The following is a 19598-nucleotide window of genomic DNA, read 5'->3' on the forward strand; positions in this document are numbered from 1 at the left end:
TTGTTTCGCGACAGCCGCATCCGGCGGCCGGATATCTTGAAGCGTAAGCGGATAATCGAACTCTGGCAAACTCAGGAAGTTCCGGAAAAACCGCGCTCCCTTGCCTTTTCGTTCGCAATCCGCCCAAAAGCTTGTCAAAAATTACCATTGCAGGGAAATTACGTCAATAGTACTGACATAATTTCCCTCTATGGACGGAGAAATGATGACGGATCGAAGCCCAGCTGCCGGAAAACCGATCAAGACGGCGATCACCGACGAGGACGGCATCGACTTCGCCATCATCGAACTGTTCTTCTTTGCCTATCGTGATTTCACCTCCGACCCCGACCAGATCCTGGCCGATTACGGCTTCGGCCGCGCCCATCACCGTGTGCTGCATTTCGTCAACCGCCGGCCGGGGCTGACGGTCGCCGAACTGCTCGACGTGCTTAAAATCACCAAGCAGAGCCTGGCGCGGGTGCTGAAGCAGCTGATCGACACCGACCATATCGTGCAGTTGCAAGGCCCGCGCGACCGCCGCCAGCGTGAACTCTACCCGACGGCCAAGGGCCGCGCCCTGGCGCTGGCCCTGGCGCGGCCACAGTCACGCCGCATCCGTGCTGCATTGGAAGATTCCGGAGCCAGCGAGCGCCCCTTGATCGAAAGATTCCTGGAAGCGATGGTCAATCCGGAACTAAGGGCGCAGATCGACATTGTGCCTGCAAACATGTCAGGGAAAAGCCATGGAGACCATTGAGAGGGTGGACCAGCCGGCGGCGCCGGACGATGACGCGCCGCATCTGCTTGTGGTCGACGACGACACCCGCATCCGCAATTTGCTCAAGCAGTATCTGACCGAGAACGGCTTTCGCGTCACGGTCGCCGGAAATGCCGGCGAGGCCAGGCGCAAGCTCGCCGGGCTCGACTTCGACCTCCTTGTCCTCGACGTCATGATGCCCGGTGAAACCGGCGTCGACCTCACCAAGGCGCTGCGGGAGGAGAAGAACGTGCCGATCCTGATGCTCACCGCGCTGTCGGAGACCGACAGCCGCATCACCGGGCTCGAGGCCGGCGCCGACGATTATCTGCCCAAGCCCTTCGACCCGCGCGAGCTGATCCTGCGCATCAACAACATCCTGCGCCGCGGCGGCCCGGCGACCACGCCCAAGGTCGAGCAGCTGGTCTTCGGCCCCTACACCTTCCAGATCGCTAGGCGCGAGCTGAAGCGTGGCGGCGAGGCGCTGAAGCTGACCGACCGCGAGCAGGAGATCCTGGCGATCTTCGCCGCACGCGCCGGCGAAACCATACCGCGCCATGAGCTGGTCGGCGACGATTCCGAAGTCGGCGAGCGCACCATCGACGTCCAGATCAACCGGCTGCGCCGCAAGATCGAGCGCGATCCGTCCAATCCGGTCTGGCTGCAGACAGTGCGCGGCATCGGCTATCGGCTCAGCGTGGAATAGCTGGCTCGTCGGCCGAGCGGTTTCTGTTGCTTGCTGGCAAAACGGTCAAACAAAAGTATTGGTTTGACCATTTTAGTTCCTGCACCGTGCCAGGCGATGGCATTCATCGCTTCATGCGGCATGCGCTCGCTAACGAAGTAGTTGCTTCTTAACCAAGTCGAGCGCATCCTCTCTGCCGGCTTGAGGAGCGATTTGCGCGTGGGCTTTTTGAGAATGCTTGTAATTTGCGCGATTGCGAGCGCCGGTGCCGGCGGCTTCGTCACCGTCGTTGAACACTTGATGTTTACCCCACCGCCGCCGGTCGCGCTCGACGCTCCGGTCCTTTTGAAGAAAGACCCGCCAAAGAAGCGAATATGGCGGCGAGCGCTGACGTAACTTCCGCACCGAGGATAGGACTGTCGGCAAAACTGGCGATCTTCGGCCTTTGCTACGCCGGTGTCGCGGCTGGCCTGTTCCCCGAAACCTACCTTGCGGCACTGGGAACGCAGCGGCTGCTGATCCTGTATTTCCTGCTGCCCTTCTTCATCCTGCTCGGAATCGGCATGGCGGCACCTTTCAGGGACCGACGCGCCCCGGCGACTTGGTTCCTCGCGAAGATCAGTTCCCGCTGGCGCGGCGCGACCCTCACCCTTGGTATCTTCATTCTATGCCTGGCCGCCTTCACCACCTACAAGTATGAGCTTGCGCAGATGGTGCCGTTCTTTGCCGACCGGCGGCTTGCCGAGATCGATGCGGCCTTGCATTTCGGGCATGTCTGGAAATGGGCGCGCTCGGTTCCCTTGCCAGGCGTTATCGACCAAGCCCTCTATGTCCTCTATGCCCAATTCTGGTTCGTGGTGGTCGCCTTCGTGGTTGTCGCAGCCGCCTGGATGGATGACGCCGCCAAGCGCCAGCGATACTTCCTGTCGCTGACGGCGACCGCGGTCATCCTCGGCATCGTTGTGCGGGTGGTGGGATCATCCGCAGGCCCGATTTTCTACGACCGGCTGATTGATCCGGACCTGTTTGACGATCTCACCGCCTCGCTTCGAAGCAGCGGTGCCGGCCCGGCCATCCTGCGCATAAGCGACTATCTCTATTTATCCCACACCAGCCGCCAGGCCTCGATCGGGACCGGCATATCTGCGATGCCAAGCTTCCATGTCGCCATGGTCACGCTTAACGCGCTGCTGCTTGGTAACATCAACCGGACGGCCGGAATCTTCGCCTGGCTCTACGTCGCAGTGATCATGTTCGGCTCGGTCTATTTCGGCTGGCACTACGCCATTGACGACTATGTCTCGATCATCCTGGTGTGGCTGATCTGGCGTGCTGCGGGAAAGCTTACAGGGGCAAAGGAATAACAAGCTCAGTTCATTTCGGCTCGGCCATCTTTTATTCCGATCTGAAGGCCAGATCGGGCGTTTAAAAGTCGTCCCACAATAGCCCAGATGATCGGCGTCAGCAGCATAGAAGCGTATCCATCGACCGCGTAGTGCCAGGCCAATTGCACCGAGCCCAGCTGGATTGCGGCCAGAAACGCAATGCTGGCCCAGCGGAGTAGACGCCCAAAACGCCAGAGATAAATCGCGTTCAGGGTCGCGACAGCCACGTGCAACGATGGAAAGGCTGAAATGCCGCTGCCCAGGCGTGGCCCATCGAGCCCGGCATCGACCAGCAGATAATTTTGCGTACCCAGCGCCGAGACGGGATAGGTCAAGTTGGTCGTCTGAAGGTAGTCCATCAGGGGAGAAAACGTACCTTCACCATAAAAGGGCATAACGAATGCTGGCCCAACTGAAGCGAAGGCCGCCGCCAAAACGTTACCTATCAACACCCAGGTAAGGACGAACGTGACCAGAAACTGGGAACGCAGCCGCCCGTTTCTCGTTGAAAAAGCGACGCAAAACAAAACGATGAAAACCTCAGCAAACCAAAGATTGTAAAGAATGTTCAGCGAAAAGGTCATAGGGCCAAAGCCAAGCACAGGATGAAAAAATCTCCATGCATCGACCCCGCCATGAATTGCCCTGTCGATCGCCACCAGGGGCGTGTCGGCATAGAATGGTTGAATCTTGCTGAGTCCTCCCTTGATGCTGGTGAACATCGAGAAAAAGAGCGGGATGACGAGCGCAACCGGCAGTCCGGCTGCAATTCGATCCGGCAGGTTGTTGGCCAGCATGAGTTCCTTCATGGCACGTAACGGTTGCTCTGGCCGTTGAATAATCAACCGAATCAAGACTACAGCAAGAAGGATCAGGGTCACGGTTGCCCCAAAAAACAGGAAATTCTTATTATATATTTTCAAGTTTATGACGATGTTCCAATGCGCCGCAGCAATAAGCGCGAGTAGAACATAGGCGACTACCGTCACGAAAAATGGTTGATTGGCGCGCCAAGCCTCCGAAGTGCTACGGACCGCTAGCCGCGCTATCGACATGGAAGAAAATCTCCGGAACCAAGCGCTAGTTAAGCTGCTGCAGTATCCCCGAACTGCCCGCCAGCGCCAGACTTGCATAAATCTGGAACGCTATCGTGCAGATCGCAGCCGCCGAAATTGGCACGCCGAAGGGCACGACGCCCTTGCGGTCCAAGTGCTGTATATAGACGCGAAACGCGCCTGCCGGCAGCATGAAAGGGTTTTTCACGATCGCCGCGGTGGCGAGGGCGAAAACCAAGAGCAGCACCGAGAACACGGCGAGACCGCTTCCACCGGTCAGAAACGGAACAACCGCCATCAGCTTGACATCGCCGGCTCCGACCTTGCGTATGATCCAGAAAGGAAAGAGCGCGACGAACAGCACAAGTCCGGCGATCGCACTCAATCCCATATCCCACCACGATCCGCTTGCGACAGAAACAAGCTGGAGCGATCCCAGCCCGAGGCAAAGCAGCAACAGTACTTCGCGGTTTGCTATCTTTTGGGTGACGAAGTCGAGCCAGGCGATCCTTGCCAGCAAAGGAACGGCGAGCGCTTTAAGCAGCAGCGATACGGCAAACAACATTCTACCGCTCGATGTTTTGCACGCTGGACGATAGCAGCTTCAGATTGTTGACCACGGTCGGATCATTGGGCGCCAATTCGTAGGCCTTGAGGAAATTGCTGCGCGCGTCCTGCAGCTTGCCGCGCAGCAGATAGGAATAGCCGACATTGTTGTAATATTCGGGCGTCGCGCCAACCAGCTTGAAGGCACGGCCATAGGCCCGGTCGGCAAGGTCGAAGCGGTGTATCCGGTCGCAGGAGGCGGCCAATCCCATCCAGGCGCCACCATCATTGGGGGCAAGCTGCGTCGCCTTGAAGAACAGGGCGCCGGCGTTGCCGTAATTTTCAGCACGGAACTGGTTCTTGGCCTCGGCGACAGCCTGATCCGAGGCGTAATATTCGACGTCACCAACTGTCTTCAACCCGTCGAAAGCGTCGCCAAAGGACGTCACGTCGCCTTTCGACGGCTCGTTGGTTCGAACGACACCGTCCGCCCCGTTCGTCTGGCAGCCGGCGAGTGCCGCCATGAACAGGCAGGCCACGACTGCAATTGGCCTTTTCATGAAATCTCCCCGTGAGTCCCCCGACCCATATTTGGACCAAAGCATATGTGCAACTAGAAGAAAATGCCCTTCATGCGAATGACCACCGGCAGCATGATTACCATCATCACCACCGGAAAGATGCAGAGTCCCAGTGGGATCATCATTTTGACGGGCAAGGCGTTGGCGCGCTCTTCCGCCTGCAGAACCCTCTGGCTGCGCATCTCCGCGCTGTAGACGCGCAGGGCATCCGTCAGGCTGGTGCCTAGTTCTTCCGACTGCCGGAACAGCACGGCCAGCGCCCGCGCCTCGTCAAGGCCAATGCGGTCAGCCAGTTCGCGAAGCCCTTCCCGAAGTGGCTTGCCGGCGCGCAGTTGCAGATTCATGATCGTGAGCTGAATTCCGAGCCATTTGTGCGTGGCTGCTAGTTCCTGGCTTACCCGTTCGACCGCAGCCTCGAGGCTCATACCAGCGTCGGCGCAAGTGATCATCATATCCATGAAATCGGGGAAGGCGCGACGATAGATCTGTTTCTGTGAATTCTCGAACCGGTCCAGCATGATGCTGGGAATGACGATGCAGCCTAACCCAAACAAGGCCGAGCCACCGAACGTTAAGAATCCCGGCAGTCGTGGCGGCAGCACCCACGATAGCAGGGCATACATGGCCAGAAACCCTATACAAACGGCGCCGAGACGACAAAGCGTGTAGACGAGAGGTGCGGCCGCTCGATAAAATCCAGCGCGGAAGAGTTTCGCCTCCAGAGCATTAGGCTCGGTGCGTTCTTTCTCGATCGACTTGAAGTACGCGTCAACCGGCTTCTGCGCCGCGATCTTGGCCAGACGGTCCCGTCCCAGGATCGATCGCGGATCGACAGAGCCTTCGCCCAAAAGGCTGTCCACGACCAGCTTTCGCGTTTGCAGTGCCGGCAGGAAGACCAGCGCCGCAAACAGGAACAGCGCCACCGCCGACGCGAAGACTGCGATGGATACAAAAAAGGTCAGGTCGTCGGTGTTCGAAAACAGATTTATGACTCGCTCCTGTCAGAAATCGAAATTAACCATTCGATACATGATGAAGTCTCCCAACAGGGCCCAGCTGCCACAGATGACGAAAGCAGGCGTAATGAGAGGACTGCTCCAGACTTTGCCATAGTAGCCGGGCGCGATCAGCCAGAGCAGCCCAAACATGACGAGCGGGAACAAGGAAATGATCCAGGCCGAGGCCCGGCCTTCGGCCGACAACGCCCTGATCTTCAACCGCAGTTTCTGGCGTTCCCGCAGCACGGTTGAAAGATTGGCGAGGATTTCGGTAAGATTGCCGCCGGTCCTCGCCTGAATAGAAAGGGACACCGATAGCAAATTGAGTCCCTCGAAGCCGACCCGTTGCGTTAATTTCCGCACGGCCTGCTCCATGCTGAGTCCGAAAGTAATCTCGTCAGCGACGATACCGAATTCTGTGCCAAGCGGGTCAGGTATCTCGCGGGCGACGAGACCTATCGCAACTGACGCAGGATGCCCTGCGCGCAATGAACGAACGATCATGTCCAGTGCATCGGGCAATTGCCTGGCGAATTTCTTGATCCGGCTGGAACGTGCCCGGCGCAAAACGAGAACAGGCAAGGCAAAGCCCACCACGAGAAAGATGATGAAGGCTGCCGGCGCCGATACGTGCAGGAAAAGCCAGAGCAGCAAAGCCAGCGCCAGGCCGGCCAGAAAAAACGACGCTGCGAAGGTCATCGGGTTTCCGGTGATACCGGACTGGGTATAAAGCCTGTTCAGCGAGACAAAGCCGAAGATAAAATCTCCTGAATCGGTCAAGCCGCGTTCTCGCAGCAAACTTTGCAGGGTTTGTTCCGCGGGCGCTTCATCAGCGAGACGGCGCAGCCGATGGTTCACCGCCACGATGCGGGAGCGGCGACTGGCCAGAGAAAGGTAAAGGGCTTCGCCGGCAAGGATCACCGAAGCTGCCGCAAGCATGTAGATGAAATAAAGGAGCGCCTGTCCGGTAAGCATCAGAGAGCGACCTGCGGATTGAAGGCATCCTTGGCGAAATGGAGCCCCAGCGTTGCGGCCTCAGGCGCAAAGCGCGGACGGACACCGGTGGCACGAAAATCCCCGATGATCATTCCATCCGCGGCTACTTCACGCCTCACAAAGTTATAGATTTCCTGCAGCTGGACGACATTGCCTTCCATGCCGGTAATCTCGGAAATCGACGTTACGCGCCTGCCGCCATCGGCGAGCCGCTGCGTCTGCACGATGATGTCGATGGCTGAAGCAATCTGTGCCCGGATGGATTCGTGCGTCATTGGCATGCCGGCCATGCCGACCATCTGCTCCAGACGAGAAATAGCGTCGCGAGGCGTGTTGGCATGGATAGTGGTCATCGACCCCTCATGGCCGGTGTTCATGGCCTGCAGCATGTCAAAGGCCTCCTCGCCGCGGACCTCGCCGACGATGATGCGGTCCGGTCGCATGCGCAGTGCGTTCTTCAGCAGTTCGCGTTGACGAACCTCGCCTCTGCCCTCGACATTCGGTGGTCGCGTCTCCAGACGGCCGACATGCGGCTGCTGCAGCTGCAGTTCCGCCGCGTCCTCGATGGTGATCAGGCGCTCCCTGGCCGGGATGTAGCTTGAGAGCGCGTTGAGCAAGGTTGTCTTGCCGCTGCCGGTTCCGCCCGAGACCAGGATCGACTTGCGGGCCTGGACGGCGATCCGCAGCAGCTCGATCATTGGCGGGCGAATCGAATTGAACGCCATCAGGCGCTCCAGCGAATAGGGATTCTTGGAGAATTTGCGGATCGACACCAGCGGGCCGTCTACAGAAATCGGTCGCACCGCGATGTTCACGCGCGAGCCGTCTGCCAGGCGAGCGTCGACCATAGGCGCCGATTCATCGACGCGCCGACCGATAGCCGAGACGATCTTGTTGATGACCCGCAACAGATGCGCCTCGTCGCGGAAACGGATCGCAGTCTCCTCTATCACGCCGCGCCGCTCGATGAATACGCGCTCGTGCGTGTTGATGAGGATGTCGGTGATGGAATCGTCCTTGAGCAGCGGTTCGATCGGCCCGAGGCCTAGCATCTCGTCAGCGGTGTCGCTGGTCAGCTGATCCAGCTCGCGGGCGTTTAGCGGCACGGCACGAATGCGAACGAACTCGCGCACGATCGGACGGATCTCGTTGAGGATCTGATCCTTGGACGCTGTTTCAAGAGCGGACAGATTGAACCTGTCGATCAGGTGTCGATGCAGCTCGACCTTGAGCGTCAGAAAATCGTTGCCATGCGGTTCGACTTCGGGCGGCGGGGCTGGTGCCAAAACGCTTGTCGTCGATAGCGGCGCTGACTGCTGCAGCGCCTGCGGCTCACTTGGTCCCTTGATGAAGCGGCCCAACATTTCGCTCAGCCCTCTGAAATCCCCAGGCTGAAACTAAGCGTTAACCACGAGGGGCACAAGCGCCGAACAAGGTCAAGGCGACCGATACTTACAACATAGTTAAAATCGGCTTTCGGAAATAGACGCTTTATCTTTCCTCAAAAGCGGCCTTCCGCCGGTCCTCACGGAACCTTTCGGCGCGCAACAAGCCGTGCACCTCCGGAAGCCATCTCTAACCCATTAGATATAAACGAATATGCAGAACCACTAATCCAACTGCTTCGCCGTGGCACCGTGGCGGAATTGTGAATGAATGGTTAAGGCGACTTGAAAAATTAAGCGAATCAAGCTCTTGTCAAAATTTAAGTGGCTTCTGATCAGGTATTCGAAGGTTAAGGAACTGTTAATCCGTTTGACTCTGCTTTTTGGTGCGACCTAGGATTGAGGTGACGGGGGATGCTTGGGTATGGGGTTCATCCTTGGCTCTGTCTCGTCGGGTTAAAACCTCCAAAGGGAGAAATTGACATGAAGAAACTCATGACGATGACCCGGCAGTTCCGCGACGATGAAAACGGCGCTGCTATGGTCGAATATTCTATCCTGATCGGCATCATCGCAGTCGCCTCTATCGGCTTCATCATCGGTATCGGCGGGTGGGTTACGGGCCGCTTCACCGGCCTTTGCACCGCCATGGACAACTCCGGTATCGGATCTTGCGCCAGCGGTGCCGGTTCTTGATTGTTTGATCGGCATCAGGCCCGGGTTGTCCAAACCCGGGCCTGAATTCAGTCGTGGCGGGCGAATTCCCGCTCTATTGGCTTGGGGGTTGGGGTTATGCGCGCCAACACGCTTATTATGATAGTCCTCGCCGGCGTCTTCGGGGTGCTGGCGGTCGTGCTGATCAACATCTGGCTGGCTGGCCAGCGTAGTGCCTTGGCTCAATCAAACGGCACAGGCAATACGATCGTTGTCGCGGCACTGCCACTGAAGTTCGGCGACACATTGAGCGCCGATAAATTGCATGAGATAGCCTGGCCCGCGGGCGCGGTCCCGGCTGGAGCATTCAAGACGACCAAGGAAGCCTTGGCCGGCAGTGGCGCAAGGCAGGCACTGCAGGCGATCAGCACCAACGAGCCGATCCTCGCCAGCAAGATCACCGGTCCGGGCCAACGCGCCACGCTTTCGGCTGTACTTGGCGAAGGCATGAAGGCCGTATCCATCCGCGTCAACGATGTACTGGGAGTCGCCGGCTTCGTCTTCCCGGGCGACCGGGTTGATGTGCTGTTGACGCGCTCGGTGCGCGGCGATGACGGTTCGGACAAGAGTTTTGTCGACGTTCTGCTGCAGAGCATGAAGGTGCTCGCCGTCGACCAGGTCGCAGACGTGAGCAAGGACAACCCGACGGTGGTTAAGTCGGTGACGCTCGAAGCCAGCACAAAGGACGCCCAGAAGCTGACGCTGGCCGCCGGCGCGGGACAGTTGTCTCTTGCACTGCGCCAGGCCGCCGCCAGCAAGGGCGAGATGACCGAGCGCATAACGCTTTCCGACCTGAACGGCGAGACGCCGGCCGATGTCGCAAAGAGGCAGGCCGAACTGGACAAACAGGCCGCGGCCGACGCTGCAGCCGCCGCTGAACGCCAGCGCGCGGATGACAAGATCGCCGGATTGGAAAAGGCCGTGGACAGGGTGGGAAACCAGCTCGACCAGTTGAGCAAGGTCAAGCCGGTTCCGGCCGTGGCACCCGCATCAAACGAAGTCGTAAAGGAAGTTGTCAAGTATTTGGAGCCGGCACCGCCGAAGAATGTTACAGTGGGCGTGTTTCGCGGCGTGAAGCTCGAATCCTATGACGTGCCGCGACAACCATAAAAGGACGCGCGGCGAAGCGGGGGCTGCCGGCGGCAGCAGTTTGGGAGATGGGGATGCAGGGGTTTTGGATGAGGGTAGCGGCGGCCGCGCTGTTCTGTTTGGCTGCGCTGCTGACGTCGATTGCCGCGGCTGAAGCAGCCGACCGCTTCATCGACGTATCGAACCCGAGCGTCCATCGCATCTTCCTGCCGATGTCGCAGTCGGTGACCCTCCAGGTGAGCGCCAATCTCGGCGATATCGTTGTCGGCGACGAGAAGATCGCCGATGCCCAGCCGATGACCGACCGGACGCTCTATGTCATCGGCAAGAGCGCCGGCACCACCACCGTCAATCTCTTCTCCCCGGAAAAGCGCTCGCTGGGCGTCATCCAGATCGAAGTTGGCGTCGATGTCAGCGACATGGCGCAGGCGATCCGCCAGGTGGCGCCCAGGGCGCGCATCGAAATCGGTTCGATCAACGGCAAGGTGAGACTTGGCGGTCACGTCAAGGATGGCGCGACGCTGGCATCCATCATGGAGGTGGTGCAGCAATATGGGCCTGACGCCATCATAAATTCCGTCATTGTCGATGACAGCCAGCAGGTCAATCTCGAAGTGCGCGTGCTGGAAGCCAAGCGCAACGCCGGTCGCGATCTCGGCGTGTCGATCAGGAGCACGAACGGCAGCGGCACGACACGCGCCGCAACCGGCATCGCCACCGTCGACAAGGACAATATAGTGCTCGGCCCGGGCGATATACTCACCGGCCTGCTGTCGACCAGCAATCCCTTCGCGGCTCTGATCACCCGGGTCATTGACAGCAACATCAAGGTCGATCTGATCATTGAAGCGCTTGAGGCCAAGGGGGTCGTGCGCACGCTTGCAAATCCCAACCTGACAACGCTTTCCGGCGAACCCGCCAGCTTCAACGCCGGCGGCGAAGTCCCTATCCGTGTCGTCGGCAATGATGGCCAGGTAACCATCACGTACAAGCAATTCGGCGTTAATCTGCTGTTCACGCCGGTCGTACTCGACGACGGCAAGATCCATATGAAGCTGGCGCCGGAGGTTAGCGACCTCACCGGTTTCACCAGCGCCGGCGACCCGATCTTCACCAACCGCAAGCTGGATACCGTTGTCGAACTGCGCGACGGCCAGAGCTTCGCGGTTGGAGGGCTGCTGTCCAGCAAGACCACCAAGCTGCAGGAACAGGTGCCGTGGCTCGGCCAGGTGCCGGTTATCGGCACGCTGTTTCGAAATTCGAGCAACCAGAAGGAAGAGACCGAACTGGTCGTCATCGTCACGCCGCACGTCGTGCGGCCGGTGAAGCCAGGCGAACAGCTGGCGACGCCGTTCGACAAGACGCGGCCGGCCAACGATCCGGAATTCTTCGTGCTCGGTCAGCTCGAGGTGAACAAGGACATGATCCGCAAATACGAAACGGGCGACGGCGTGACTGGCCCCTATGGCCACATGCTGGACTTCAAATCGAAGGACAAGATGCTCTATGTCAAGAAATAGCGCCTTGATCCTCATTCTGTGCGCCGGTGCACTATCGGGCTGCGCCGCCGATTATCTGAACAACTATGACACGGTGACCCTGGCCGCCGGCGATACGCAGAAATACAATTCGCTGGCACAGACGGTCGATCCGTTCAATCCGAACGCGAAGAACACCCATATCGAAGGTGACGGTACGCGGGCTGCCGCTGTTGCCCAAGGCTACAAATTTCCACCGCCACCACCGCCACCGCCTGCGATAACGGTCAATGTCGGCGGGGCAGTGAACAACGGAGCGAATTGAACAGAAGGATGCGGTCGCATTGCACGGGGTGAGCGAGGGGCCTGGTGCAAGGAAGCAGAGAGTAAGGTCATGTTGGGGACCATTAGGGCGTTCTGGAACGATCAACGCGGCATAGCGATGATCCTTGTCGCAATCATGCTGCCCGTGCTGGTTGGCTTCGCATTGTTGGCCATCGACATGAGTCGGGCCTACGGACTGCACAATGATCTTCAGAAGGGTGTCGATGCTCTTGCGCTTGCGACAGCCGCGGAACTGGACGGTAGGTCGGATTCGATCACCAGAGCCAATCTGGCGGCGTCCACTCTTCTGACCGACCAGAAGACCAAGTTTTCGACCGCAGGCGATCATACGCTCGCCCTGTCTGATGTAACGGTCACCTACTTGACCGGCATTCCCGCCAGTGACGACACCAGGTTGAGCGCTGCCGGCGTCGACTCGAACGGCGTCAACTGGGCCAGCACCGATCCTAAAGCGGTGTCATTCTCATTGGTGACGGTGAATGCTTCCGGCCTGACTGATGGTGCCGGCGCGTTCGCGACGATCTTTCCCGCCGCCTTTATCGGCAGCAACGACACTATGGACATCCGGCCACAGGCCGTGGCCGGATTCGTTCAGTCGATCTGCGAAACCGTGCCGATCTTCATGTGCAACCCGTTCGAGACGACCGACCCGTCGACCAGCAAGACGATCCAGCAGGCGTTTGCCGCCGGCCTCACCTACAGCCGCGAATACCGCATCCTCAAGGTTGACTCGAACCCTGGTCCCGGCAATTTCGGACTGATCGACAACAATCTGGCCTCGCTGCGGGATGCCATGGCGATGGGCACCGCTGGCACATGCTATAACCGCGACGCCCTCACCACGAAAACCGGCGTCACCTTGGGCCAGGTCAACGCTGGGCTCAATGTCCGCTTCGACATCTACAGTTCTTCGCTCAAGTCGCATGACAATGACTGGAAATATCGGCCAGCAAGCAATGTGCGCAAGGGAGTGGACAAGACCTCCAACTGCAACAAATACACGCCCAACACAGACGGGACGGCCATGGCGCTACCGCCGGGCAATAGCTTCGATTCCACGACCGGGATGACGAACTCGACATGGGATCGGACAAACTATTGGCTGATCAACCACGGCGCGGCCTACCCCAGCGTGCCTAGCACGACCAACCCGACCGGCACTGCTGTGCCGGCTTCCAGATATGACGTCTATAAATACGAGATTGCGAACGGGCTTGTCGGTGACAAGTCCAAGGCGCCGACAAAGGAAACCGGCGTTCCAGCCTGCTTCAAAGGCTCGACCCCGACTGCGGATCCCGACCGGCGACTGCTCAACATGGCGATCGTCGACTGCATCGCCAACCAGGCCAAGATCAATGGCCATATCCAGCTCAAGCCTGATGGCTATGCCAGCGTCTTCATAAACAGCCCCATCCAGAAGCAGGATAACAGTAAGAACGATGAGGACACCACGGCCGGTGAGAAGCCTATCAGCCTGGAGATCGTCGACGTCGATGGAGGGTTTGCCAACAATACTCTTTTAGACAAAGCTTTCCGCAACGAAGCCCAGCTGTACCGGTAGAGCCGACATGACCAGGCTTGGCCAAATCATCCGACGGTTCCAGGGCGACGAAAGGGGCGCCGCCTTGGTGGAAGTCGCGATCACCGCACCACTCGTCTTGCTGTTATCGGCCGGTGTGTTTGAGTTCTCCAACATGCTGAACACGCGCCTGCTTCTTGAAGCAGGCGTCGAGGATGCAGCCCGCTATATGGCGCGATGCAGTAGCGACTGGGACACCTGCAAGGGGCGCGCGCAAAACCTTGCTGCCAATGGGGCGGTCACTGCCGGCAGCGCCAGAGTAGATGGATGGCTTCCAGCGACAGTTGCGATTACCAAAACATCCACTAATGCGACCGATGGATCGGGCACCCAGCTTTATCTTAGCAACAAGAGCACGGTCGATGTCGTAGACGTCAGTACATCCTATTCTTACCCGGATGTCGGATTCTTGTCGTATCTTGGCTTTGGCGCTCTTACCCTCAGTGTCTCCCATCAGGAACGAGTTATCGGATGGTGATGGGAAACCAAAGGTTTTGCGCCGAGCAGTCGGGCACCGCGATGGTCGAAATGGCCATCGCTCTGCCATTGCTATTGACGCTTCTGCTCGGCTTCGTCGATTTCGGCTATGCTTTTTACCAATGGAACTCTGGAAACAAAGCTGTGCAAGCCGGCGCAAGACTGGCGCAAATTTCTGGCCCTGTAGCACTCGGCCTTCCATCTGAGACAATAACGCAGAGCGATGTAACCATGGTCGGAACCGCGGTGCCGGCCGGCACCTATGATTATGTCTGCACAGCAAGCACAGCAGGCGTCGCTTGCTGCAGTGTCGGAGGAGGCTTGTGCCAAGCCTCCGATGCGAGCCAAACATCGTTCGACGCGATCTATGACGGCACCGCCACCCGTGCCGGAATGCACGACTACCTGCCGATGCTTGAGAAATCGCAGGTGCGGATCGAATACGCCGCCTCCGGCCTCGGCTACTGGACGCGCCCCAGCGGCCCGGTGCCGACTATCACGGTCAGCATCACCAATCATCCCTTCCAGTTCTTCTTCCTGGGCGGACTGCTCGGATTCGGAAACATCACCATGCCCTCGATGCTGAGCACGGTTACGGGCGAAGACATGAAGAGCACGTGGACACCATGAACGCCATCAACACCAAGGTTACACCGACCAAGCGAAAGCAGGTGGCGCTGTTCTCGTCGGATCCGAATTTCAGGCGCGAAGTGACGACGCGGCTCGATGCGCTGGCGATCTACGACGTCAGGGTTTCCGATACCGGCGACTTCCTTAGGGGTCCGCCCGTGGACACGCGCCCCGGCATCGTCATCCTCGACCTCGGCAAGGGCGAGTTGCTCGGCAGGCCCGACATCGTCGAAGCGCGCGCCCTTTGGGCAACCGTGCCGTTGATCGCGGTCTCCGACGAGCTGTCGTCGGAGCAGACGCGCGTGCTGGTGCGCATGAACGCTTCGGACTGGCTGCACAAGCCGCTCGACGGCAAGGAACTGCTGAACGCAGTGACCTTCCACGACACCGGCAACCAAGGCACCAAGAGCCGCATCATCACCTTCATCAGCGCGAGCGGCGGCGCCGGCGCTACAACGCTCGCACTGTCGGCGGCCGAATTCCTGGCCTCGAAATCGAAAGAACGCGGGGCTTCCACCTGCCTGGTCGACCTCGATTTCCAGAGCGCCAATTGCGGCGCCTATCTCAACCAGTTCAACCAGTTCGACCTCGGCGGCATCATCGGCCAGCCGGAGAGGCTCGACGTCGAGCTGATGGACGTCATCAAGCTCTCACGTCCGTCCGGGCTGACACTCTATTCCTTCGAGAGGCCGCAACTGCCTTTCGAGCCGCAGGGCGCCGATTTCGTGTTTCGTCTGCTGGACCTCGTCGCCTACCGGTTCGACGACATCGTCATCGACCTGCCGAACATCGAGACGCGCTGGCACAATTCCGTGCTGTCGACGAGCGATGAGATCTTCATCGTCTTCGAACTCAACGTCGCCTCGCTGCGGCAAGGCAAGCGGCTCTACAAGAAGATCCGTGAGTTGCGTGGCAATGCTGTAAGCATCACGCTGGTCGCCAACAAGCACAAACGCAAATGGTTCGGGAACCACTTTTCGCGCAGCGAACTGGAAAAGATTTTCAAGGCGCCGCACATCAAATCGGTCGCGCTTGACAATGCGCTTCTGGCCGATGCGTTGAACCGTGCTATCCTGCCTGCCGAGGTGGATGGGCGTGCGCGATTCAACAAGGACCTGAAGCGGATGTTCAAAGAGCGGCTCGATGACGCTGCCAAATAGGTATCGGCCAGGTAGGAATCGGATTGGCCCGGGATTGGCCTGCGTCATGGGCATGGCGCTGGCGATGTCGGCCCAGGACTTCGCCAGCGCGCGATCGGCACTTGCGGATCGGCCGCCGCTGCCGGCAATGGGCCCCAGCCTGCGCAAGACTGTCGCCTTCGAGACCACGGAACAACCCGGAACGATCGTTATCCGCAAGGGCGAGAAAGCGCTTTATCTGGTGACCCGACAAGGCCAGGCGCTTCGCTATCAGATCAGCGTCGGCCGCGACGGATTTGGCTGGACCGGGGTCGTCAAGGTGGGGGCGAAGACCGAATGGCCGGAATGGCGCCCACCCCGCGAAATGCGCGCCCGCCAGCCGGAACTGCCGCAATTGGTACCTGCCGGTCCCTACAATCCACTCGGCGCCCGGGCGCTCTATCTGCTTCGGGACGGGCGTGACACGCTCTATCGGATACACGGAACCAACGATCCGTCAGGGGTTGGCTTCGACGGAACATCGGGGTGTTTTCGCCTTACCAACACCGATGTGATCGATCTCTTCAAACGCGTCGCGATCGGCGCAAAGGTGGTGGTTCAATGACCATGATCAGCGAACCGGACATGCCGGCAATCGAGATTGGGACAGCAACCCGCGTTGAAGAGCAGGCTGTCGTTGGGAAACCGAGCGACAAAAGCATGATCGGCGCGGTCATCATCGGCACGTCCCTGATCACCCTAGTGAATATAATAGCCGCGGTTTATCTCTACCGAGGCATCAGCGATATGCGCTTTTTGGAAGGGCGCCTGGAACAACTCGGGACGTTCGAACAACGAATCGGGGGCCGGCTGGACACGGTCAACAACGGTTTTCAGAGCCGATTTGAAAAACTCGACAGTCAACTGCAGAGCAGCTTCGGTGAGATCAACAGGAGCATAGCCCGGCTGGAACAGAACCAGCCCCTTGCCCGTGACGACGTCATGTCGAGCGCAGCGGAACCTTCGATGGTCGCGGCCAACGCCGGGGCGGAGGCACCCGTCGCTGTCGATGGTGAAGATGCGACCGAGCCCAGCGTGGTCGATGCGCCGCGTGCTCCGAAAAAGAGGATCGTCGCTACAGCGCCTGCCCCAAGCCCAAACTACCAGCGCATAGAACAGGCCGACGGCAAGGTTTACTACAGAAAGATCAACTAGCGCTGGAAGACGTGGGCTACCCTAGTAATCTCGCTGCAAAGCAACAAGGCGCGCGGCCAGCGCTTCGGACCGCTGTCGGGTTTCGCTTAGGAAGGCAACGTGACAGTAGGCGCATGCTGTCAGACCCAGAAACAGCACAAGGCTGTTCTTCAAGGTGAAATCGACCATTAGTGAGAATGGAAGGCCCCCGGGTACCGTGAACGAGGCGATCGTGCTCGCTGTTTCGGAATGGCTGGTGGCGGCGATCATCAACCCGGCAAAAAGCAGGGCGACGTGATTTGCAAGGAAGAAGAAGGCAGCCGACCTTCTTGTGCGGCACGCCGTCCAGCAAACGATCGACGCGGCGGCCAGGATGGAGGCATCAACGACCATCGACGCTCCCAGATAGAGATCGATCTGTTGCCAGAACATCGTCGACAGCGGCCTTAGTTCAAGCCAGATCCACCACATTGTGGGACTGGCCGGATAAGCCCCCAGCAAGAAGGCCGCCATGCGCTCCCCTGCCAAGATCAGCAGGATCAGAGCTGGGAAGGCAAAGAGCATTACCGACTTGCGCTTCATGTCACCCTCGACAATCTGGCATTCAAGATAGATTGCAGAGATTGAGCGAGGCTTAACGGAGCGTTGGTGGTCCTGCGGCAGCGCGGCCAGATGCGAATGGCAGCCTGCATGTCAGAAAGAGCCATTCGCCATCAGTTGTTTTGGCTGAGCACGAGCGTCACCACCTTCGGCTCGACTCGTTGCAGACATCGTTCCGGAATATTGGGCCACATCGCCTTGGCGCATCCCTCTTCGCCTGGCGCCGGCGCCAGCGAGAGTTCTGAGCTACGGGCTTCCTCGGCGGTCGATAGGAATACCTGTGTAGCCAGCGCAGTTGCCATGGATACCTGGACGAAGATAAGGGCGTAGGCAAATTGTCTGACCATCCGCTCGTAACGCTCGATCCGCGAAGTGGTTCCAACGCAACGCGCCGGTGAACCCTTGATCACGATACTTGCGATTCCGTGCCTGCTGGTCGTCGGCCGCCATGCCACGGCTGTTCCAGAACGGCTCGGCGTGGAATAGAATGCCACCGACGGTCGCCGTTTGGCCATAGACGAGTGCCATCGACGAGCGACCAGCGGAAGGACACATGGCGACCACGCAACTGGAACGGGCGGAACAAGGCGGCTTCGGCACGCGCATATTACGCGCGCTGAAAGCCATGCCGCGCGCCTGGAACCGGTTCTGGCGCCTGGTCGCGCTCTATATGCCGAAGCGGCTTTATGCCCGCTCGCTGATCATCGTCATCGCGCCGATGATCCTTCTGCAATCGGTCGTCGCCTTTGACTTCATGGAACGACACTGGGCAACCGTGACGCAGCGCCTGTCGCAGGCCACCGTGCGCGACATCGCCGCTATCATCGACATGATCGAGACCTACCCGCACGACGGCGACTACGCCAACATCATCCGCATCGCGCAGGACCGCATGCAGCTGAAGGTCGACCTCTTGCCGCCCGACCCGCTGCCGGCGCCAGGTCCCAAGCCCTTCTTCTCGATCCTGGACGACGTCCTTTCCACCGAGATCACCCGCCAGATCAACCGCCCGTTCTGGATCGACACCGTCGGCAACTCCAACATCGTCGAGGTGCGCATCCAGCTTGAGGGGAAGGTGCTGCGCGTCTTCGTGCGCCGCAGCCAGGCCTATGCCTCCAACACCCACATCTTCCTGATCTGGATGGTCGGCACCTCGCTGGTGCTTTTGACGATCGCCATCCCCTTCCTGCGCAACCAGATCCGGCCGATCCTGATGCTGGCCGAGGCCGCCGAAAGCTTCGGCAAGGGCCGGCCGATGCCGCGCGATTTTCGCCCTCGTGGCGCCGAGGAGGTTCGCCGCGCCGGCTTTGCCTTCATCCAGATGCGCGAGCGCATCGAACGGCAGCTCGAACAGCGCACCGCCATGCTGACCGGCGTCAGCCACGATCTCAGAACCATCCTCACTCGCTTCAAGCTGCAGCTGGCGCTTGCCGGCGGCAAGCCCGAGACCAAGGCGGCGCTCAACCAGGACATCGACGACATGCAGTCGATGCTGGAAGGTTATATCGCCTTTGCCCGCGGCGAAGCGTCGGAAGATGCCGGCCATTTCGATCTCGAGGCCTATTTCCAGAAGCTCGGCGAGGAGGCGTCGCTGCACAAGCGCAAGCTGTCGACGGTGCTCGCCGGCGATCCGGACGTGCATGTGCGCCCGCACGCTTTCGCCCGGCTGTTGTCCAATGTCGCCGGCAATGCCTTGCGCTATGCCAAGACCGTGGAGATCAGCGCCAATCACGGCCGTGGCTCGCTTGTCGTCACCATCGACGACGACGGTCCAGGCATCCCTCCCGAAAAGCGCGAGGACGTGTTCAAGCCGTTCTTGCGGCTTGACGAAGCTCGCAACCTCGACGCCAGCGGCACCGGTCTTGGCCTCTCCATCGCCCGCGACATCGCCCGCAGCCATGGCGGCGACATCACGCTTGACGACAGCCCGCTCGGCGGCCTGCGGGCGGTGATCAAGGTTCCTGCCTGACGAGGCATGATCCCGAAAAATGGGAACCGGTTTCC

At 59.5% G+C, this 19598-nt stretch carries 23 protein-coding genes; 14 read left to right on the forward strand and 9 right to left on the reverse strand.

The annotated features are described in order from the left end of the window. The first annotated feature begins 205 nt into the window (after positions 1-205). Together ACYHH6_RS29720 and ACYHH6_RS29725 are read left to right on the forward strand one after the other, a co-directional pair. A complete protein-coding gene (locus ACYHH6_RS29720) occupies positions 206-739 on the forward strand; it encodes a MarR family winged helix-turn-helix transcriptional regulator (protein WP_112561176.1) in 534 nt (177 codons plus the stop codon). Beyond that, a complete protein-coding gene (locus ACYHH6_RS29725) occupies positions 726-1445 on the forward strand; it encodes a response regulator (protein ID WP_112561043.1) in 720 nt (239 codons plus the stop codon). Before ACYHH6_RS29720 ends, ACYHH6_RS29725 begins: the two co-directional genes overlap by 14 nt. Here ACYHH6_RS29725 and ACYHH6_RS29730 read toward each other — a convergent pair. Next, the gene (locus tag ACYHH6_RS29730) at positions 1424-1708 is read right to left on the reverse strand and encodes a hypothetical protein (RefSeq protein WP_352588541.1); all 285 of its coding nucleotides are present in this window, start codon (positions 1706-1708) and stop codon (positions 1424-1426) included. The genes ACYHH6_RS29725 and ACYHH6_RS29730 overlap by 22 nt on opposite strands. A gap of 90 nt (positions 1709-1798) precedes the next feature. Here ACYHH6_RS29730 and ACYHH6_RS29735 point away from each other — a divergent pair, with 90 nt between their 5' ends. Next, positions 1799-2788: a phosphatase PAP2 family protein gene (locus ACYHH6_RS29735; protein WP_352588538.1), complete on the forward strand. Its 990-nt coding sequence runs from the start codon at positions 1799-1801 to the stop codon at positions 2786-2788. Positions 2789-2793: 5 nt separating this feature from the next. Here the strand turns inward: ACYHH6_RS29735 and ACYHH6_RS29740 are convergent, their stop codons facing one another. From ACYHH6_RS29740 to ACYHH6_RS29765, 6 genes are read right to left on the reverse strand one after another with little or no spacing between them, the layout of a single operon-like run. Next, entirely contained in the window at positions 2794-3864 is a 1071-nt protein-coding gene (locus ACYHH6_RS29740) for a phosphatase PAP2 family protein (RefSeq protein WP_352588535.1), read from the reverse strand. Between the two features lie 25 nt (positions 3865-3889). Beyond that, a complete protein-coding gene (locus ACYHH6_RS29745; protein WP_352588533.1) occupies positions 3890-4429 on the reverse strand; it encodes a prepilin peptidase in 540 nt (179 codons plus the stop codon). A gap of 1 nt (position 4430) precedes the next feature. Next, positions 4431-4970, reverse strand: coding sequence for a tetratricopeptide repeat protein (locus ACYHH6_RS29750; RefSeq protein ID WP_352588530.1), 540 nt, complete (start codon positions 4968-4970; stop codon positions 4431-4433). Between the two features lie 53 nt (positions 4971-5023). Beyond that, positions 5024-5974 carry a type II secretion system F family protein gene (locus ACYHH6_RS29755; protein ID WP_352588588.1) on the reverse strand — a complete coding sequence of 317 codons (951 nt, stop codon included), beginning with the start codon at positions 5972-5974 and terminating at the stop codon, positions 5024-5026. Between the two features lie 18 nt (positions 5975-5992). Then, positions 5993-6964 carry a type II secretion system F family protein gene (locus tag ACYHH6_RS29760; RefSeq protein WP_352588527.1) on the reverse strand — a complete coding sequence of 324 codons (972 nt, stop codon included), beginning with the start codon at positions 6962-6964 and terminating at the stop codon, positions 5993-5995. After that, positions 6964-8349 carry a TadA family conjugal transfer-associated ATPase gene (locus tag ACYHH6_RS29765; RefSeq protein WP_352588524.1) on the reverse strand — a complete coding sequence of 462 codons (1386 nt, stop codon included), beginning with the start codon at positions 8347-8349 and terminating at the stop codon, positions 6964-6966. The genes ACYHH6_RS29760 and ACYHH6_RS29765 overlap by 1 nt, the downstream gene beginning before the upstream one ends. A gap of 504 nt (positions 8350-8853) precedes the next feature. On the opposite strand from ACYHH6_RS29765, the gene ACYHH6_RS29770 reads away from it, so the two are divergent. From ACYHH6_RS29770 to ACYHH6_RS29815, 10 genes are all read left to right on the forward strand, one after another. Then, positions 8854-9066 carry a Flp family type IVb pilin gene (locus ACYHH6_RS29770; protein WP_023748953.1) on the forward strand — a complete coding sequence of 71 codons (213 nt, stop codon included), beginning with the start codon at positions 8854-8856 and terminating at the stop codon, positions 9064-9066. A gap of 96 nt (positions 9067-9162) precedes the next feature. Next, positions 9163-10194, forward strand: a complete 1032-nt coding sequence (cpaB, locus tag ACYHH6_RS29775; RefSeq protein ID WP_352588520.1) for a Flp pilus assembly protein CpaB — start codon at positions 9163-9165, stop codon at positions 10192-10194. A gap of 53 nt (positions 10195-10247) precedes the next feature. Beyond that, positions 10248-11693, forward strand: a complete 1446-nt coding sequence (locus tag ACYHH6_RS29780; RefSeq protein WP_031243788.1) for a pilus assembly protein N-terminal domain-containing protein — start codon at positions 10248-10250, stop codon at positions 11691-11693. Between the two features lie 4 nt (positions 11694-11697). Then, positions 11698-11976: a hypothetical protein gene (locus ACYHH6_RS29785; protein ID WP_352588516.1), complete on the forward strand. Its 279-nt coding sequence runs from the start codon at positions 11698-11700 to the stop codon at positions 11974-11976. A gap of 69 nt (positions 11977-12045) precedes the next feature. Beyond that, on the forward strand, positions 12046-13557 hold the full coding sequence (locus tag ACYHH6_RS29790; protein ID WP_352588513.1) for a TadE/TadG family type IV pilus assembly protein: 1512 nt from the start codon (positions 12046-12048) through the stop codon (positions 13555-13557). A 7-nt stretch (positions 13558-13564) separates the two neighbouring features. Further along, positions 13565-14053 (forward strand): TadE/TadG family type IV pilus assembly protein, encoded by a 489-nt coding sequence (locus ACYHH6_RS29795; protein WP_023748948.1) that lies wholly within the window; start codon positions 13565-13567, stop codon positions 14051-14053. Next, positions 14047-14682: a TadE/TadG family type IV pilus assembly protein gene (locus ACYHH6_RS29800; protein ID WP_031243784.1), complete on the forward strand. Its 636-nt coding sequence runs from the start codon at positions 14047-14049 to the stop codon at positions 14680-14682. Before ACYHH6_RS29795 ends, ACYHH6_RS29800 begins: the two co-directional genes overlap by 7 nt. Further along, positions 14679-15842 carry a CpaE/TadZ family protein gene (locus ACYHH6_RS29805; RefSeq protein ID WP_352588585.1) on the forward strand — a complete coding sequence of 388 codons (1164 nt, stop codon included), beginning with the start codon at positions 14679-14681 and terminating at the stop codon, positions 15840-15842. Before ACYHH6_RS29800 ends, ACYHH6_RS29805 begins: the two co-directional genes overlap by 4 nt. Further along, on the forward strand, positions 15826-16425 hold the full coding sequence (locus tag ACYHH6_RS29810; RefSeq protein ID WP_352588508.1) for a L,D-transpeptidase: 600 nt from the start codon (positions 15826-15828) through the stop codon (positions 16423-16425). The genes ACYHH6_RS29805 and ACYHH6_RS29810 overlap by 17 nt, the downstream gene beginning before the upstream one ends. After that, positions 16422-17015 carry a hypothetical protein gene (locus ACYHH6_RS29815; RefSeq protein WP_352588505.1) on the forward strand — a complete coding sequence of 198 codons (594 nt, stop codon included), beginning with the start codon at positions 16422-16424 and terminating at the stop codon, positions 17013-17015. The genes ACYHH6_RS29810 and ACYHH6_RS29815 overlap by 4 nt, the downstream gene beginning before the upstream one ends. A gap of 21 nt (positions 17016-17036) precedes the next feature. Here ACYHH6_RS29815 and ACYHH6_RS29820 read toward each other — a convergent pair whose 3' ends face one another. Beyond that, entirely contained in the window at positions 17037-17576 is a 540-nt protein-coding gene (locus tag ACYHH6_RS29820; RefSeq protein WP_352588503.1) for a hypothetical protein, read from the reverse strand. Positions 17577-17707: 131 nt separating this feature from the next. Next, positions 17708-18088 (reverse strand): hypothetical protein, encoded by a 381-nt coding sequence (locus ACYHH6_RS29825; protein WP_352588501.1) that lies wholly within the window; start codon positions 18086-18088, stop codon positions 17708-17710. A 59-nt stretch (positions 18089-18147) separates the two neighbouring features. Here ACYHH6_RS29825 and ACYHH6_RS29830 point away from each other — a divergent pair, with 59 nt between their 5' ends. Beyond that, complete coding sequence (locus tag ACYHH6_RS29830) at positions 18148-19563, forward strand: ATP-binding protein (RefSeq protein ID WP_435053392.1); 1416 nt, start codon at positions 18148-18150, stop codon at positions 19561-19563. Positions 19564-19598 lie beyond the last annotated feature (35 nt).

Source organism: Mesorhizobium sp. P171375 (assembly GCF_057786075.1).

Bases quoted from the DNA above. Each gene is read 5' to 3' on its own strand.
- ACYHH6_RS29720 (WP_112561176.1), top strand. From the start codon at position 206: ATGACGGATCGAAGCCCAGCTGCCGGAAAACCGATCAAGACGGCGATC.
- ACYHH6_RS29725 (WP_112561043.1), top strand. From the start codon at position 726: ATGGAGACCATTGAGAGGGTGGACCAGCCGGCGGCGCCGGACGATGAC.
- ACYHH6_RS29735 (WP_352588538.1), top strand. From the start codon at position 1,799: ATGGCGGCGAGCGCTGACGTAACTTCCGCACCGAGGATAGGACTGTCG.
- ACYHH6_RS29740 (WP_352588535.1), bottom strand. From the start codon at position 3,864: ATGTCGATAGCGCGGCTAGCGGTCCGTAGCACTTCGGAGGCTTGGCGC.
- ACYHH6_RS29745 (WP_352588533.1), bottom strand. From the start codon at position 4,429: ATGTTGTTTGCCGTATCGCTGCTGCTTAAAGCGCTCGCCGTTCCTTTG.
- ACYHH6_RS29750 (WP_352588530.1), bottom strand. From the start codon at position 4,970: ATGAAAAGGCCAATTGCAGTCGTGGCCTGCCTGTTCATGGCGGCACTC.
- ACYHH6_RS29760 (WP_352588527.1), bottom strand. From the start codon at position 6,964: ATGCTTACCGGACAGGCGCTCCTTTATTTCATCTACATGCTTGCGGCA.
- ACYHH6_RS29765 (WP_352588524.1), bottom strand. From the start codon at position 8,349: ATGTTGGGCCGCTTCATCAAGGGACCAAGTGAGCCGCAGGCGCTGCAG.
- ACYHH6_RS29770 (WP_023748953.1), top strand. From the start codon at position 8,854: ATGAAGAAACTCATGACGATGACCCGGCAGTTCCGCGACGATGAAAAC.
- cpaB (WP_352588520.1), top strand. From the start codon at position 9,163: ATGCGCGCCAACACGCTTATTATGATAGTCCTCGCCGGCGTCTTCGGG.
- ACYHH6_RS29780 (WP_031243788.1), top strand. From the start codon at position 10,248: ATGCAGGGGTTTTGGATGAGGGTAGCGGCGGCCGCGCTGTTCTGTTTG.
- ACYHH6_RS29790 (WP_352588513.1), top strand. From the start codon at position 12,046: ATGTTGGGGACCATTAGGGCGTTCTGGAACGATCAACGCGGCATAGCG.
- ACYHH6_RS29795 (WP_023748948.1), top strand. From the start codon at position 13,565: ATGACCAGGCTTGGCCAAATCATCCGACGGTTCCAGGGCGACGAAAGG.
- ACYHH6_RS29800 (WP_031243784.1), top strand. From the start codon at position 14,047: ATGGTGATGGGAAACCAAAGGTTTTGCGCCGAGCAGTCGGGCACCGCG.
- ACYHH6_RS29805 (WP_352588585.1), top strand. From the start codon at position 14,679: ATGAACGCCATCAACACCAAGGTTACACCGACCAAGCGAAAGCAGGTG.
- ACYHH6_RS29810 (WP_352588508.1), top strand. From the start codon at position 15,826: ATGACGCTGCCAAATAGGTATCGGCCAGGTAGGAATCGGATTGGCCCG.
- ACYHH6_RS29815 (WP_352588505.1), top strand. From the start codon at position 16,422: ATGACCATGATCAGCGAACCGGACATGCCGGCAATCGAGATTGGGACA.
- ACYHH6_RS29820 (WP_352588503.1), bottom strand. From the start codon at position 17,576: ATGAAGCGCAAGTCGGTAATGCTCTTTGCCTTCCCAGCTCTGATCCTG.
- ACYHH6_RS29830 (WP_435053392.1), top strand. From the start codon at position 18,148: ATGGCGACCACGCAACTGGAACGGGCGGAACAAGGCGGCTTCGGCACG.